General features: G+C 60.9%; 15 protein-coding genes. 7 read left to right on the top strand and 8 right to left on the bottom strand.

The window, feature by feature from the left end; translation table 11 throughout:
- Positions 1 to 55: 55 nt before the first annotated feature.
- Complete coding sequence (locus EK369_RS14315; protein ID WP_127114949.1) at positions 56 to 2,458, bottom strand: GcvT family protein; 2,403 nt, start codon at positions 2,456 to 2,458, stop codon at positions 56 to 58.
- A gap of 184 nt (positions 2,459 to 2,642) precedes the next feature.
- On the opposite strand from EK369_RS14315, the gene EK369_RS14310 reads away from it, so the two are divergent.
- Complete coding sequence (locus EK369_RS14310; RefSeq protein ID WP_127114948.1) at positions 2,643 to 4,172, top strand: trimethylamine methyltransferase family protein; 1,530 nt, start codon at positions 2,643 to 2,645, stop codon at positions 4,170 to 4,172.
- Positions 4,173 to 4,186: 14 nt separating this feature from the next.
- On the opposite strand, the gene EK369_RS14305 is transcribed toward EK369_RS14310, so the two are convergent.
- Positions 4,187 to 5,152 carry a LysR family transcriptional regulator gene (locus EK369_RS14305; RefSeq protein ID WP_127114947.1) on the bottom strand — a complete coding sequence of 322 codons (966 nt, stop codon included), beginning with the start codon at positions 5,150 to 5,152 and terminating at the stop codon, positions 4,187 to 4,189.
- A gap of 89 nt (positions 5,153 to 5,241) precedes the next feature.
- Between EK369_RS14305 and hisD the strand changes: the two genes are divergently transcribed.
- Positions 5,242 to 6,516, top strand: a complete 1,275-nt coding sequence (hisD, locus tag EK369_RS14300) for a histidinol dehydrogenase (protein ID WP_127114946.1) — start codon at positions 5,242 to 5,244, stop codon at positions 6,514 to 6,516.
- A 7-nt stretch (positions 6,517 to 6,523) separates the two neighbouring features.
- On the opposite strand, the gene EK369_RS14295 is transcribed toward hisD, so the two are convergent.
- Both EK369_RS14295 and EK369_RS14290 read right to left on the bottom strand, forming a co-directional pair.
- Positions 6,524 to 6,844 carry a hypothetical protein gene (locus EK369_RS14295; protein ID WP_127114945.1) on the bottom strand — a complete coding sequence of 107 codons (321 nt, stop codon included), beginning with the start codon at positions 6,842 to 6,844 and terminating at the stop codon, positions 6,524 to 6,526.
- Positions 6,845 to 6,978: 134 nt separating this feature from the next.
- Positions 6,979 to 7,638, bottom strand: coding sequence for a hypothetical protein (locus tag EK369_RS14290; RefSeq protein ID WP_127114944.1), 660 nt, complete (start codon positions 7,636 to 7,638; stop codon positions 6,979 to 6,981).
- A gap of 135 nt (positions 7,639 to 7,773) precedes the next feature.
- Here EK369_RS14290 and EK369_RS14285 point away from each other — a divergent pair, with 135 nt between their 5' ends.
- The 5 genes from EK369_RS14285 (at position 7,774) to EK369_RS14265 (ending at position 10,378) form a co-directional block, all read left to right on the top strand.
- Positions 7,774 to 8,094 (top strand): antibiotic biosynthesis monooxygenase family protein, encoded by a 321-nt coding sequence (locus tag EK369_RS14285; protein WP_127114943.1) that lies wholly within the window; start codon positions 7,774 to 7,776, stop codon positions 8,092 to 8,094.
- Positions 8,095 to 8,180: 86 nt separating this feature from the next.
- Entirely contained in the window at positions 8,181 to 8,588 is a 408-nt protein-coding gene (locus EK369_RS14280) for a universal stress protein (protein ID WP_127114942.1), read from the top strand.
- Between the two features lie 23 nt (positions 8,589 to 8,611).
- Positions 8,612 to 9,019 carry a universal stress protein gene (locus EK369_RS14275; RefSeq protein WP_127114941.1) on the top strand — a complete coding sequence of 136 codons (408 nt, stop codon included), beginning with the start codon at positions 8,612 to 8,614 and terminating at the stop codon, positions 9,017 to 9,019.
- A 12-nt stretch (positions 9,020 to 9,031) separates the two neighbouring features.
- Positions 9,032 to 9,541 (top strand): hypothetical protein, encoded by a 510-nt coding sequence (locus tag EK369_RS14270; protein ID WP_127114940.1) that lies wholly within the window; start codon positions 9,032 to 9,034, stop codon positions 9,539 to 9,541.
- Between the two features lie 21 nt (positions 9,542 to 9,562).
- Positions 9,563 to 10,378 (top strand): sugar phosphate isomerase/epimerase family protein, encoded by an 816-nt coding sequence (locus EK369_RS14265; protein WP_127114939.1) that lies wholly within the window; start codon positions 9,563 to 9,565, stop codon positions 10,376 to 10,378.
- 76 nt (positions 10,379 to 10,454) lie between these two features.
- On the opposite strand, the gene EK369_RS14260 is transcribed toward EK369_RS14265, so the two are convergent.
- From EK369_RS14260 to uvrB, 4 genes are all read right to left on the bottom strand, one after another.
- Positions 10,455 to 10,718 (bottom strand): hypothetical protein, encoded by a 264-nt coding sequence (locus EK369_RS14260; protein ID WP_127114938.1) that lies wholly within the window; start codon positions 10,716 to 10,718, stop codon positions 10,455 to 10,457.
- Between the two features lie 44 nt (positions 10,719 to 10,762).
- Positions 10,763 to 11,191, bottom strand: coding sequence for a hypothetical protein (locus tag EK369_RS14255; RefSeq protein WP_127114937.1), 429 nt, complete (start codon positions 11,189 to 11,191; stop codon positions 10,763 to 10,765).
- A 612-nt stretch (positions 11,192 to 11,803) separates the two neighbouring features.
- Entirely contained in the window at positions 11,804 to 12,025 is a 222-nt protein-coding gene (locus EK369_RS14250; protein ID WP_127114936.1) for a hypothetical protein, read from the bottom strand.
- A 113-nt stretch (positions 12,026 to 12,138) separates the two neighbouring features.
- Positions 12,139 to 14,325: an excinuclease ABC subunit UvrB gene (gene uvrB, locus EK369_RS14245; protein WP_127114935.1), complete on the bottom strand. Its 2,187-nt coding sequence runs from the start codon at positions 14,323 to 14,325 to the stop codon at positions 12,139 to 12,141.
- Positions 14,326 to 14,338: the final 13 nt, after the last annotated feature.

Genomic DNA, 14,338 nt, shown 5'->3' with positions numbered 1-14,338 from the left:
ACGAAGCCTGATGCGGTTGGAGAAAAACCTGAACCACCATGTTTTTCGGAACGCTTTAGATGCGCACCCTTGTTCCGTCGGGATCATAGCGACAGGCCGGAACACTCTCGGCAGGGACGGTCTGGCCAAGGATATCGATGCTAAGCGCACCGTCGGTCTGGTCCAGGAACCCCATGGCGAGGTTCTCGCCAACTCTATGGCCCCAGTCGGCCGAGGTCACCGTACCGATGATCCGCCCATCTGCGCGGATCGAGGCGCCGGGCTGGGCCGGGGCGTCGGTGGTGGCGATCTTCAGCGTGGCAAAGGTCTTTCCAGACGGGGTCTCCAACCGCTTTTGCAGGGCCGTCTTGCCGATGAACGTGGGTTTGTCCAGTTTCACAAACCGCGCCAGATCGGATTCGAAAGGGTCAAACTCGGTGATTAGGTCGGCCTTCCAGTGGCGATAGCCCTTTTCGATCCGCATCGACTCGACCGCGCGCGCGCCAAACAGGCTGAGGCCATGGTCCGCCCCCGCCGCCCGCAACGCGTTCCATGCGGCAAAGAGCGCCGTATTGAGGACGTGGATTTCATAAGCCAGCTCGCCTGAGAAACTCACCGCCATGACAACGGCTGGGGCGATGCCGATAAAGGCCTCGCGCACCGAGAGCCAGGGGAAGGCCGCGGCCGACCAATCGCCACGCGAAACCGCCGACAGCACGTCGCGCGATTTTGGCCCTGCAAGCACCAGAATGGTCATGTCGTTTGTGAGGCTCTTGATCGTGACCCCTTTGGGCGCATGGGCGGTGAGCCAATCCATGTCGTGAAATTCTGAGGCGGCGGCAGAGCCGTACCAGATGCGCCCGTCGGGCAGGTTGGCGATGGTGGCCTCGGATTTGATACAGCCGTGGTGGTTCAACAGATACCCCAGCCCCACGCGCCCGGGTTTGCGGGTGACAGAGCCGCAAAACATGGTGTCGAGCCAATCGCGCGCACCATCACCCGAAACCTCGAACCGGTTGAACCCGTTGACCTCGGTCAGGCCAACGCCGCTCTGCACCGCCCGCACCTCGGCGCCAACGACGTCAAAGGCCTCGTTGAACCGGTAGCCGTGGGTTTCGTGAAAATCCGGCGATGGCTTGATGTAATCGGTGCGTTCCCAGCCGTTGACCGGGGTGAACGCGGCCCCTTCGGCCTGCAGCACCGCCGTGAGTGGTGTGGTTTTCGCAAATCGCCCCGCAGGCCGGTGTTCGTGGGGAAAGTGAAAGCGAAACTCGTTCTGGTAATCTTCGATAGCCTTCAGCGCGGTCAGTTCCACATTTGCATGGCCCGTAAAACGGCGTGGATCCAGACACCAGGTGTCATAACAGGCCTCGCCATGTACGATCTGTTGCGCCAGCAGCCAACCGTGACCGCCGCCTTCGCCAAGTCCGGCGCGCAGGCCGATGATACAAAAGGCGTTGCGTTTGCCCGGAATCGGCCCCACCAGCGGCGCGCCGTCAATCGTATAGGTGATTGGCCCGTTCACAATGGCACGAATGCCGGTTTCACTGAGCGCGGGCATCCGGGCAAAGGCCCCTTCGAGCACGTCCATCACCCGCTCCAGATCATCCGGGCACAGCGCGTTGACAAAGTTCGGATCGATCCCGTCCATGCCCCATGTCTTGCAGTCCTGCTCGTAGAACCCCACCAGCAGCCCGTTCTTTTCCTGACGGCAGTAATAATCGCTGATCGGGCACCGCAAGAGCGGCATGCGGTGACCGGCTTCGACAATGCCGGGGATGTCTTCGGTCAGAAAATACTGATGCTCCATCGAGGTCACCGGATGCTGTACCCCCATCATCGCACCGACCTCGTTCACCCGGTAACCACAGGCGTTCACCACGATTTCGCAATCGATGTCGCCATGTTCGGTATGCACCGTCCAGCTGTCATCGGCATGTTGAGTCAGGCTCGTGACCGGCGTGTTGCGATAGACTTCGGCGCCTGCCTTGCGGGCGTGATAGGCCAGCGCCTGACACAGTTGCGCCGGGTCAATGTCGCCATCATGCGGATCCCAGAGACCGCCCACCAGGTTCTCGGTCGAGATCAGCGGATGACGGCGCGCGCATTCCGCGGCGTCGATGACTTCGAATTCGACCCCCATGCCCGCAGCCTGACTGACGAAGTGGTGATAGCCGTCCATCTGCGCCTGCGTGTTGGCCAGTCGAATGCCGCCGTCACCATAGTGGTAGCCCACCGGATAATCGGGATTCGCTGCCAACTCGCGGTAGAGTTTGATCGAATGCGACTTTAGCCCCAGCATGGTCTGGTTCATGCCAAAGTTCGTGACCTGCGCGGCGGAATGCCAGGTCGTGCCGCTGGTCAGCTCATTGCGCTCGACCAGCACCACATCGCTCCATCCCTCTTGTGTGAGGTGATAGAGCGTCGAGCAGCCGGCAATGCCGCCGCCGATAACAACAACCCGTGTGGTGGACTTCATGGGAGCCTCCGAAAAACCAGTTTGACATGACATCACGGCAACCGGGGCGGTGCCGCAACGAAGATTTTGTGAATTAAGAAAAATGAAAAAGGCTGATTTGTGATCCTGAAACAAAAGAAACCCTCTTGCCGGAACGGGCGGCGCAGTCTCTCTGGGAAGAGAAACGCAGGATTCGGATTGTTTGATGACCACCACTGGCCGCAAAAATCGCCGTTCAGGCCGCAAGGAAAAGCTGGCGCAACGCGCCGCGCCCGTGGCTGTGAACCCCTGTCCGCCGGGACAGCCGGGGGGGCACTACACGCCGCTGAGTGACGCCGAGTGCCGCGCCATCTATGATACCGCGCTGCGTTTGCTGGATGATCTCGGCATGGGCGAAGTGCCTCAGGCCTTGCGCGATCAGCTTGTGTCACAAGGTGCGCGCGTCAGTGGCGACCGGGTGCAACTGCCGCCTGCGCTGGTCGAGGCTGCCATTGCGGCGGCGCCGTCGTCCTTTACGCTCTATGGCCGCGATCCGTCGCGGTCGATCCGTGTCGGCGACGACCGGGTGCATTTCGGCACCGGAGGTGCTGCGGTGCAGGTGCTGGATCTGGACACTGGCGACTACCGCCCGACAACCCTGCGCGACCTCTATGATTTCACCCGGTTGCAGGACGGTCTGGACAACGTCAGCTGGTTCACCCGCTGTTGTGTGGCAGGCGATATGCCGGATGAATGGACGCTCGACGTCAACACTGTCTTTGCATTGTTGAAAGGTACGACCAAACCGGTGGCAACGTCCTTTACGCTGGCCGAGCATGTCGCGCCGATCATCGAGATGGTCGAAATGGCCGATGGCGCAGGCAGTTTCGCCCGCAATCCGTGGATCAAGGCGCATATCTCGCCGGTCATTTCTCCGATGCGCTATGGCGAAGACGCGGTAGAGGTCACGCTGGAATGCATCCGGCGCGGCATCCCGATGAGTTGCATCACCGCGGCCCAATCCGGCGCCACCGCGCCTGCGACCCTGGCGGGGTTTCTGGCGCAGTCGCTCGCAGAAACCCTGGCCAGCCTTGTCATGGTGCATGTCTATCAACCGGGCTACCCGATGGTGTTTTCCAACTGGCCGTTGGTCATTGATCTGCGCACCGGGGCCTTTTGCGGCGGTGGCGGCGAGATCAGCGTGATGAACGCGGCTTCGGCGCAGCTGATCAACGGTTTGGGGCTGGTGTCGGGTGTGGCCTCATCCATGACCGATGCCAAGGCGCTCGATGCGCAATACGGCATGGAAAAGGGCATCTCGGCCATGGCGGCCGGGCTGGCGGGCGGCAACCTGATCTATGAAAGCGCAGGTATGACCGCCTCGCTCCTCGGGGCCTCTTTCGAGGCCTTCCTGTTGGACAATGAGATGCTGGCCCATATCTACCGGGCCCTGCGCGGGGTCGAGGTGACCGAGGACACGCTTGGCTACGACGCCATCGTCGAGGCGGTGACCGGAGAGGGGCATTTCCTCGGGGGCGCGCAGACCATGGCGGCAATGGAGCGGGACTACTTTTATCCCGATCTTGCGGATCGCGACGCGCCGATCACCTGGTCGGAAAAGGGCCGGAAACAGGCCTGGCAGCGGGCCAATGCCCGGGTGCGTGACATCCTGTCCCAACCCGATCCCGGCTATCTGGACAGTACGGCTGAGCGCGCCATCCGCGCACGTTTTGATATCCGGTTGGATGCATCATGAACCCCTTGTCCACCTCAGCCGTCGAGCACCCTCAAATCCCCTTCCAGCCAGGGCAAAGAGCGCAGCGCCGGGTCAATCATCTGGGTCTGCACCAACCGGCGCACCGTGCCCGCCACATCGCGCGGCACCCGGTCGGCCCAGTCAGAACTGGCATAAAGCGAGATGTTGCGGCTAAAGGGATTGAACGGCAGGCGATGCGCCTCGATCTGCTCGTGAAAGCGGGCCGCGCGCATGTACCCCAGCGGCGTGGTCACCGCCCAACCGATGCCGCGCGCCACCAGCGCCATCAACGACAGGTGGCTGCCAATTTCAAACCGCTCTACAAAGCTGAGCTTTTGCCGGGCCAGATGGGCTTCGATCTGGCGGCTGATCAACTGTTCCTTTTCATAGCGCAGCAACGGCAGTTCGTTCAGCGCGGATTTGTCGAACCCGCCCTTGGGCAAGCGTCCGCGCGGCGCGACAATGATGAACGGGTCCCGCACCAGCGGGTATTCGGTCACCCCGTCCAGCATTTCTCCGGTCGAGGCCGACACGCCGATATGCAGCCGACGTTCCTTCATCGCCTCGGTGATCTCGTGGCTGGGGGCGGTGATCAGCTTGAACCGGCAGCGCGTCAGGCTCTCGGCCAGGATGGTGACAAGCCGCGGCGTCAGGTCGTTGTCGAAATCGTCAATGATGCCGATGCTGAGTGTGCTGAGGTGCGTCAGATCCATCACCGTCAGCTCGGATTGCGCCAGCCGCAACTCAGACAGCACGCCCGCCGTCCGCGTCAGGAAACTGCGCCCCGCCGGGGTCAGCTGCATCGGCCGCTTCCCATGGTCCAAGAGGTCGGTGCCCAATGCGGTCTCGAGGTTGCGGATCTGCTGGCTGACCGCCGGTTGCGACAGGCCGGTCACCTCGGCAGCCTGCGCCACCGAACCGGACGCCGCCAACGCTTCGAACACTTCCAGACCCCGCAAGGTCACGCCTTTCATCAACATGACAGATCCCTCTCTATATTTGCCTTTTGTGAATGTAGGGCGTCATCAGGTCAAGCTCAGAATTCACCCTTCGCACAGGATAATCCGCCATGCCAGTAACGTACCTCAAGCAATCAACCGGGTTGCCGCCACAGGAAAATACCGAAACCAGCGCCCGTGTTCAGGAGATCCTGACAGAGATCCGACAGGGCAAAGAGGCCGCAGCCGAGGGGTTTGCCCGCCAATTCGACGGGTGGGACGGTCCCTTTGTCGTGCCTCAGGCCGAGGTCGAGGCCGCCGTACAAAAGGTGCCTCAGGCGCTTCAGGACGACATCCGCTACGCCCATGACAACATTCGCCGATTTGCCGAGGCTCAGCTGGACAGTATTTCAGAGTTTGAAATGGAGCTGAAACCGGGCCTGGTGACCGGTCAAAAGCAGATCCCCCTTAGGGCGGCAGGCTGTTACGTGCCCGGCGGGCGCTACAGTCACATCGCCAGCGCCCTGATGACCATCACCACCGCGCGGGTGGCGGGCGTGTCTCATGTGGCGGCCTGCTCGCCGCCAAATGCCGAGACCGGCCTGCCGCCCGCCATCCTGTTTGCCATGCATCTGGCCGGGGCGGATCGCATCCTCGCCATGGGCGGTGTACAGGCGGTTGCGGCCATGAAGCACGGCTTGTTCGGCACCGAACCCGTCGACATTCTCGTCGGCCCCGGCAATCAGTTCGTCGCCGAGGCCAAGCGGCAGTTGTTCGGCGAAGTGGGGATCGACATGTTTGCAGGCCCCACCGATTGCATGGTGCTGGCCGACGCCACCGCAGACCCCGAGATCGTCGCCTGGGACCTTGTGGGGCAGGCCGAACATGGGCCAAACTCGCCGGTCTGGCTGGCCACGGACCACGACCCCCTGGCGCGCGCAGTGATGGCGCAGGTGCACCAGTGCATCGCAGAACTGCCCGAACCCAACCGCTCCAGCGCCGCCGAAGCCTGGGCCACCTTGGGCGAAGTCATCCTGTGCGACACGCGCGAAGAAATGGCGCAGGTGGCCGATGACTACGGTCCCGAACACCTTCAGGTGCAGGCGGAAGACCTCGATTGGTGGAAGGCGCGGCTGCGTTCCTATGGCTCGCTGTTTCTGGGCGAACACAGCACGGTCACCTTTGGCGACAAGGCCTCAGGCCCGAACCACGTGCTGCCCACCTCTGGCGCGGCGCGCTATACCGGGGGGCTTTCGGTGCACAAGTTCCTCAAGACCGTGACCTGGCAGACCGCCACCCCCGAAGCGCTGCCCGAAATTGCTGGCGTCAGCGCCTCGATCTCGCGCCACGAGGGCATGATCGGGCATGCCCGCAGCGCCGAGATGCGGTTGGAGAAGTTCTGCTAGGCGTGGTTCAGCTCACGTTCTTGCAGGACGCGGCAAACTTGGAGCCAAACGTCTTGTAGCGCTTCCAGAATTGTTCGTGACTTGCGCGGTCAGACTGGCGGATGTCCTGCGCCTTTTGCGGGTCACTGAAAAACGACGCGGCGAGCTTTTGATCGCGCCGCGACAATTCCTTGTTGGCGACCGATTGCATGCAGCGGCACAGCTTGCGCGACTTGGCCTTGCGATCCGATTTCAGACAGGCGCTGGACATCGGTCCGGCCTGTGCCGGCGCAGGGTCAACAGATATCAAAAGGGACGCTGCCAGCAGCGCATAGACCAGGGTTTTCATTGATCTGCCTCGATCAGATTGGTGCCACACGCCCCGATTGGCCGGGATCTTTTTGTGGCCTGCTACCCCTTAGCATACCCCGTCCGCCGGTGTGGTCAATTTCAAATCCCGGTGAACACGGGCTGACGGGGCGCTCAGAACTCGCGCCAAAGCCCAAGTTTCAAGGCGGTGCTGCCGTCGCTGCGCAGGATCACCCCGCCCAATAGGTGCGAGGTTTGGCCGATGCGCCACGCCACACCGGGGGTGGCAGTGAACAGGTCGTCCTGTTTCTTGGGCTTTTCGGCCGTGACCTGGAGCAACAGTTTCATCTGCTCGCCACGATTCAGGCCCAGGGTGCCTTCAACCTTGGCAAGCGCCTGTTTTGTTTTTGGGACATAGTCATAAGTGGCCGTCAGCGACAGCCACCCTCCCTGACCAAAATGCAACGGGCGCCCCCAGGACAGGCCGGGGCGAATGGCAAATTCGGTGTCCGAGCCGTTGCCGTAGCTGCCCATAGCCATCTCTGCGGCCATCCGCGAGCCCGAGTCATGGACCATCAGCGGTATGCGCGCAAAGGCCAGCGCCGTTGACTGCCCCCAGCTATCGCGCCCCGCGTCAAGCCCAAGGGTCAGATTGGGTCGCAGGCCGTACTCATAATAAATCGACCCATAGGCGCTGGGGCGTGTATCCTCTTGGCCCCATTCAACACTCAGCGACAGGAACTGAGACCCCGGCGCGCGCAGCCATGGGCCCGCATGGCCGGGTCGGCCCATGAAGCTCAGAACAATCACGATAAGGGCCACCACATACGACATGCACAAACCTCTGAACAAACCCTTCAGAAGTTTCGTAAAAATCTCGTTAATTCTTATACTCTGCGGCTTTCTTTCTGCTGCCCCTAGCCAGTTTGCAAGTCGCTGGTCTAAGCTGGACCAACGAAGGAGAAAGCCATGCCCAGTATTTCCAAGGACGCAAAGCTGCAAACCGTGATCACCACCTTTGAGATGACCCCCGGAACCTGTCAGGATCTGATGGACGCGCTGACGGTGGCCTATGAAGAGTTCATTTCCAAACAACCCGGGTTCATTGCCGCCGGGCTGCATGTGAACGATGCCCAGACCCGCATCGCCAACTATTCGCAATGGGAGCGCCGCGAAGATTTTCAGGCCATGCTGCGCACCCCCGAAATGCGCGAACGCAACCGCAATATCAACGCGCTCTGCCGCAGCTTCGAGCCGGTGATGTACGAGGTCGAAGCCGCCTTTGATTAGGCTGATCTGCCTCTGCGGTCTGACCTGAATCAAGGCCCGGCCGCGCAACTGACCCTAGGATACCCCCAAGTGTCAGGAGGCTTTTGATGTATAAACATATCCTTGTTCCGGTGTCTTTTGAGGACGACCGAAACGCACCGCAATCGGTATCGGTTGCCAAGAAGCTGATCGCCCAGGGCGGGCAAATCACCTTGCTGCATGTGATGGAGCAAATTCCCGCCTATGCGGTGAATTACGTGCCCGAGGGCTTTCACGACGAAGCCAAAAGGGCAATTACCGCGTCGTTAAGCGATATGGTGCAAGATGTTGAGGGCGCGAGGGCCCTGGTGGTTGAAGGTCACTCGGGTCGCACTATCCTTGATTGGGCAGAACAGAACGGCGCGGATCTGATCGTGATCGCCTCGCACCGGCCCGGCCTTCAGGACTATTTTCTGGGCAGCACGGCCGCACAGGTGGTGCGGCACGCGCAATGCTCGGTTCATGTGCTGCGCTAAGGGCGCGGCGAAAGGAGAGAAAGATGTACAAGAACATTTTGATTCCCGTGGCCTCTGACCACGATCCGGAAACCGAAAAAGCCCTGACCGTGGCCCGCCTGTTGGCGGATGAGGGGGCAAAAATCACCGCACTGACCGTGGTCGAGGCGATCCCGGAATACATCGTGCAACAACTGCCCGAAGGTCAGATTGAAAAGAACATCAAGGCGGTCGAAGGCGGTTTGCATGACGAGCTGGACAATGCAGGTGACGTTGACGTCGCCGTGGTTTCCGGGCATTCCGGTCGGACCATCCTTGACTGGGCCGAGGATCACGGTGTTGACTGCATTGTAATGGCTTCGCACCGACCTGATCTCAGCAATTATTTCCTCGGGTCGACGGCAAGCCGTGTGGTGCGCCACGCCCAGTGCGCGGTGCATGTTTTGAGGTAAGGAGACGCGCGCTTGAAATTCGCGAAAAAATCATTGCACGGGGCTGCTTTGGTGGCCCTGATCGCTACATCCAGTAGCGTGATTGCCCAAGGAGACGGCATGGGGCTGTCTGACGCCCAGACCAGCCAGGTGACCGAGATCATGGGACCGGGGCTGGACGCCTGTTCAAAGGTTGATGTGGTCTATCGTCCGGATTGCTTCCAGCAGGTCTATCGCAACGCCTCGCGGCAGCTGGGCAGCAATGCGGGCTATTGGGAGGCCGAGGTGGCGCTGACCCGAGTGGGGCGCAACCTCTACAATTTTGTACGCAGCAACACCGATCGCAACGGCGACAAGATCAAGGCTGGCGGCTTTCGGTTGAAACCGGTGACAGCCGAGAGCCTGCCCGAAGCCGGGCAAATCTATCAGGACAACGTGGCCAAGGCCGAACAGATCCTGCGTGGCGGTTCGTCTGCCGAGCAGAGATACTTCAAGCCCATTGCCGACCTGGTTTCCAAATACGCCACGGCGATCCCGCGCTAGGGGCAGATTTCAGGGGGTGTGATGAGCGAACTACCTGTAGTCGGCGCGCAATTGACGGTGTTGGACCTGGACCGGCACCGCGATTGGCTGTTCGAGAAGAACCGCGATCTGGAGCTGCCGGAGTTTGCCATGGCGGACATCCTGCGCAACCCGGATGTCTTTGTGGATATGGCCCGCCAAAAGCTGGACGGCTGGGACGGGCGGCTGGGCATTCACGGGCCGTTTTCGGGGTTCGAATTGCACACTGCCGACCGCGATATTCAGGCCATTGTGCAGGCCCGGATGGAGCAGGCGTTGGATGTCTGCGATGCCCTGGGTGCGGTGCAGATGGTGATCCATTCATCGTTTGACCCTTGGGATCGGGACAATCTGGATCAGCGCGCCAAGGGGCGGGAGAACCGCGCTGCGGCGATTGTGAAAACCCTTGCGCCTGCGTTGAAACGTGCGGAAGATCAAGGGGTTACCCTGGTTCTGGAGAACATCAAGGATTGTGACCCCCGCGACCGTATGATGGTGGTCGAGGCCGCTGACAGCCCGGCCTTGCGGCTGTCTGTCGACACAGGCCACGCCAACTGGGCGCATCACATTCAGGGCGCACCGCCGCCGGATCGCTTTATTGCGCTGGCGGGCGACAAGCTGGCGCATGTGCATTTGCAGGACACGGATGGGTACGCCGACCGGCACTGGCATCTGGGGGCGGGGAACATCCCCTGGCTTGCGGTGATGGAGGCGATTGCCGGAACCAAGGCTGACCCGCATCTGATCGTGGAGATCAATGACTTCGACCGGGTGGTGCAGAGCGTGAAGTACCTCGAGGACTTGGGGCTGGCGCAATAGGTTTCGCCGCGAAACCTTGTTTATTAACAAAGGGTTAACATTTTTTGAGCGGGTGGGGTGGTCTCCATCCGGTGCCTCAGACCATGCCCGTGGCAAAGACCAGAGCCAACAGTACCGCCGGGGCGAGCGCGAGGCCAAGCGCGAATTTCGGCAGCCTGTCGAGCATGGCCAGACCCAGCGCCGGGATCAGGAAAACCGCCGAGGCACCGGCGCCGATGGCAATGAAGCCCAGGGCCATGCCGCGCCCCGCCGCATCGCCTCCGCCATTGAGCGTGGTGATCCATGTCCAGCCAAACAGGGCGACATAAGCGAGGGCGAGGAGAAAAACGGCAATACGCATGGGCGCAGGTTAGGGGATGTGCACAGGCTTGTCGAACGCATGTTTCAGGACAGGGCGGCCCCGGCGCAATCGCGGAACTTTTTCACCTCGGGGGCGGCACCGATGAGGGGCAGGGTGACCTGCTGGCTGTCGGTAAAGGCGCGGGCGGTGGTGTTGCGGGCAAGGCCGTCGAGCACATTGCCAAAACCGCTGTCAGCAACGTGCAGGGTTTGGGTGTTGTCCGAAAGCGCGTGGCGCTGGGTGGAGATGGTGATCTCTTGCCCGCCGAGGAAGTGCATGGCGAACCAGTCCGAGGGCCGCCACGGCGTGTCCTTGCGGGTGATGGCGAGGGTGTAGAGCGGTTTTGTGGGGTCGTAGGTCAGGTGGATGAGTGCCGCGTCGGTGTCGTGAGAGAGGGTGCAAATTTCGCCCACGGTGGCCTGCCACGCATGGGCCGGGGTTGTGAGGGTGAGGGCGAGGAGCAAGGTGCGCATGGAGAGGGAGGATAGGGTGGTGCGGGGAGATGTCGAGCACCGTAGGGTGCTCATTCATGTGCACCGGTGGTGGTGGGGTGGTCAGGCGAGGGTCGAGGCGATGGCGGTGCTCTCTGTTGTCTCAGGCGGGTAAGTTCGAGTGAGCCATAGTGTTGGGATAGTTCACGGGTTGCGTGAGGAAGTGGGTTGGAAACTGCTAGGAGGCACATTTCCCCGCGAAATTGACTCCGTGGAGACATTCAAAAACTACTGAATTGGCGTCACTACCCACTCATGCTGTGGATCTGGTAGAAACGTCATGCCAATCCCAACTCCTAGCGATTTCCCCATCCCCAAAGCCATTGAACCCCGAGGTGTGTCTTCCGCAAATTCTATGTCTCCCTTACTGGAATGCTGCCTAAAAACTAGGATCCATCCACCTGGCACCTTTGCGCGAGATAGACTTTCACAATCGGATGAAGTTGCAGGCCCATTGTACTCACTGTAGCTGCTACAATAACCCTCCCAGATTCGTTCAAAGACTAATTGCTCAGCCGAAGCCGATCTGGCCGCTGAAACACCCAGTGCGATCACAACGACTAAAGAGAGCTTTACGACTGCCACTCTAAAAACTCACTTTCTATAAACTGTGGTGTTATGACCATATGTCCGAGAGTGATGGCTGGCGCGGTTATTAATCACCGTCAAATCCCCACTGTACCCTCCAATGCGTTTCTTCTCATAGTCGCACCAGACATAGTAAATGGCGGCAGCAGGTTCACCTTTCGAGAACTCTGCTATGAGAAGATCCGATTCTTCTACTTCGTGGTCAAAATGTGTGTCGTCAGACGTCAACTTACACTCTCCTTTGGGTGGTGGTTGTGGGATTTAGTTACACCAAGAGTGGTCATTTGGCAATATTTTCGATCTTGGCACTTTGCTAGGTCGCGAAAAGGACCATTGTGAAATTACCGCCCCCGCCTCTTCACATTCCCCCCACGCTGCCCAGCCCGTCCGGCTGACGATCGGCCACTGGCCTTCTTCGCGGCGTCACTTGCGGCCTGAACCGCATATTGCCGGGCCATGGGGTCGTCGGCGACCACCAGATCGACCGCTTCCAGTCGTTTGACCTCGTCCCGCAGGCGGGCGGCTTCTTCGAACTCCAGGTTCTCTGCCGCTTTGCGCATGTCGGCGCGGAGGCCGTCGAGGACGGCTTCGAGATTGGCGCCGTGCAGGGGTTTTTCGACCTGGGCGGTGACGCGGTTCATGTCGGTGTCGCCCTTGTAGAGACCGGCCAGCACGTCTTCGACGTTCTTTTTCACGGTCTCGGGCGTGATGCCGTGTTCCTCGTTATAGGCGATCTGGCGGGCGCGGCGGCGGTCGGTTTCGTTCAGCGCGCGCTCCATCGAGCCGGTGATGCGGTCGGCGTACATGATGACGCGGCCTTCGGCGTTGCGGGCGGCGCGGCCGATGGTCTGAATGAGCGAGGTTTCAGAGCGCAGGAAGCCCTCTTTATCCGCATCCAGAATGGCGACAAGCCCGCATTCGGGGATGTCGAGACCTTCGCGCAACAGGTTGATGCCGACCAGCACGTCAAACGCCCCGAGGCGCAGGTCGCGCAGGATTTCGATGCGTTCCAGCGTGTCGATGTCCGAGTGCATGTAGCGCACGCGGATGCCCTGTTCGTGCAGGTATTCGGTGAGATCCTCGGCCATGCGTTTGGTGAGGGTGGTGACCAGCGTGCGGAAGCCCTGATCGGCCATCTTGCGCACCTCGTCGAGGAGGTCGTCGACCTGCATGTCAACGGGGCGGATTTCGACCTGTGGGTCGAGGAGGCCGGTGGGGCGGATCACCTGTTCGGTGAAGACGCCGCCGGCCTGTTCCAGCTCCCATTTGGCGGGGGTGGCGCTGACAAAGACGGACTGCGGGCGCATGGCATCCCATTCCTCAAACTTGAGGGGGCGGTTGTCCATGCAGGAGGGCAGGCGGAAGCCATGTTCGGCGAGGGTGAATTTGCGGCGGTGGTCGCCCTTGTACATGCCGCCGATCTGGGGGACGGAGACGTGGCATTCATCGGCAAAGACAATCGCGTTGTCGGGGATGAATTCGAACAGGGTGGGGGGCGGCTCACCCGGGGCGCGGCCGGTGAGGTAGCGCGAGTAGTTTTCGATGCCGTTGCAGTGGCCGGTGGCCTCGAGCATCTCGATGTCGAAGTTGCAGCGCTGTTCCAGGCGCTGGGCCTCGAGCAGCTTGGCTTCGCTGACAAGGATGTCGAGGCGCTGGCGCAGTTCTTCTTTGATGGAAATCACCGCCTGATTGAGCGTCGGCTTGGGCGTCACATAGTGCGAGTTGGCGTAGACGCGGATTTTCTCCATCGTGCCGGTGCGCTCGCCGGTGAGGGGATCGAATTCGGTGATGGCTTCGAGCTCTTCGCCAAAGAACGACAGCTTCCAGGCGCGGTCTTCGAGGTGGGCGGGGAAGATTTCGAGACTGTCGCCGCGCACCCGGAACGAGCCGCGCTGGAAGGCCTGATCATTGCGGCGGTATTGTTGCGAGACCAGTTCGGCCATGATGGCGCGCTGGTCGTACTCTTTGCCGACCTCAAGATCCTGTGTCATCGCCGAGTAGGTCTCGACCGAGCCGATGCCGTAGATGCAGGACACCGAGGCGACGATGATCACGTCGTCACGCTCCAAAAGCGCCCGCGTGGCCGAGTGGCGCATGCGGTCGATCTGTTCGTTGATCTGGCTTTCTTTCTCGATATAGGTGTCCGAGCGCGGGACGTAGGCTTCGGGCTGGTAGTAGTCGTAGAAGCTGACAAAGTATTCGACGGCGTTGTCAGGAAAGAACCCCTTCATCTCGCCATAAAGCTGGGCCGCCAGGGTCTTGTTGGGGGCGAGGATGATGGCGGGGCGCTGGGTCTCTTCGATAACCTTGGCCATGGTAAAGGTCTTGCCCGTACCGGTGGCACCAAGCAGGACCTGATTACGCTCGCCTTCGTTGATGGCCTGGGCAAGTTCGGCGATGGCGGTGGGCTGATCGCCTGCGGGCTCGAATTCGGTTTCCATGACGAACCGCTTGCCGCCTTCCAGCTTGGGGCGGGCCGGGATCGGCTGGGTCATGGGCAATGACGTGTCGGTGTGAACATGCGGCATCGGGGGGATTCCT

It is taken from the genome of Shimia sediminis, from assembly GCF_003990645.1.
GTDB classification, from domain to species: Bacteria; Pseudomonadota; Alphaproteobacteria; order Rhodobacterales; family Rhodobacteraceae; genus Shimia; species Shimia sediminis.
The sequence above is the reverse complement of the archived record's forward strand: the minus strand, read 5'-3'. Positions and strand labels throughout refer to the sequence as shown.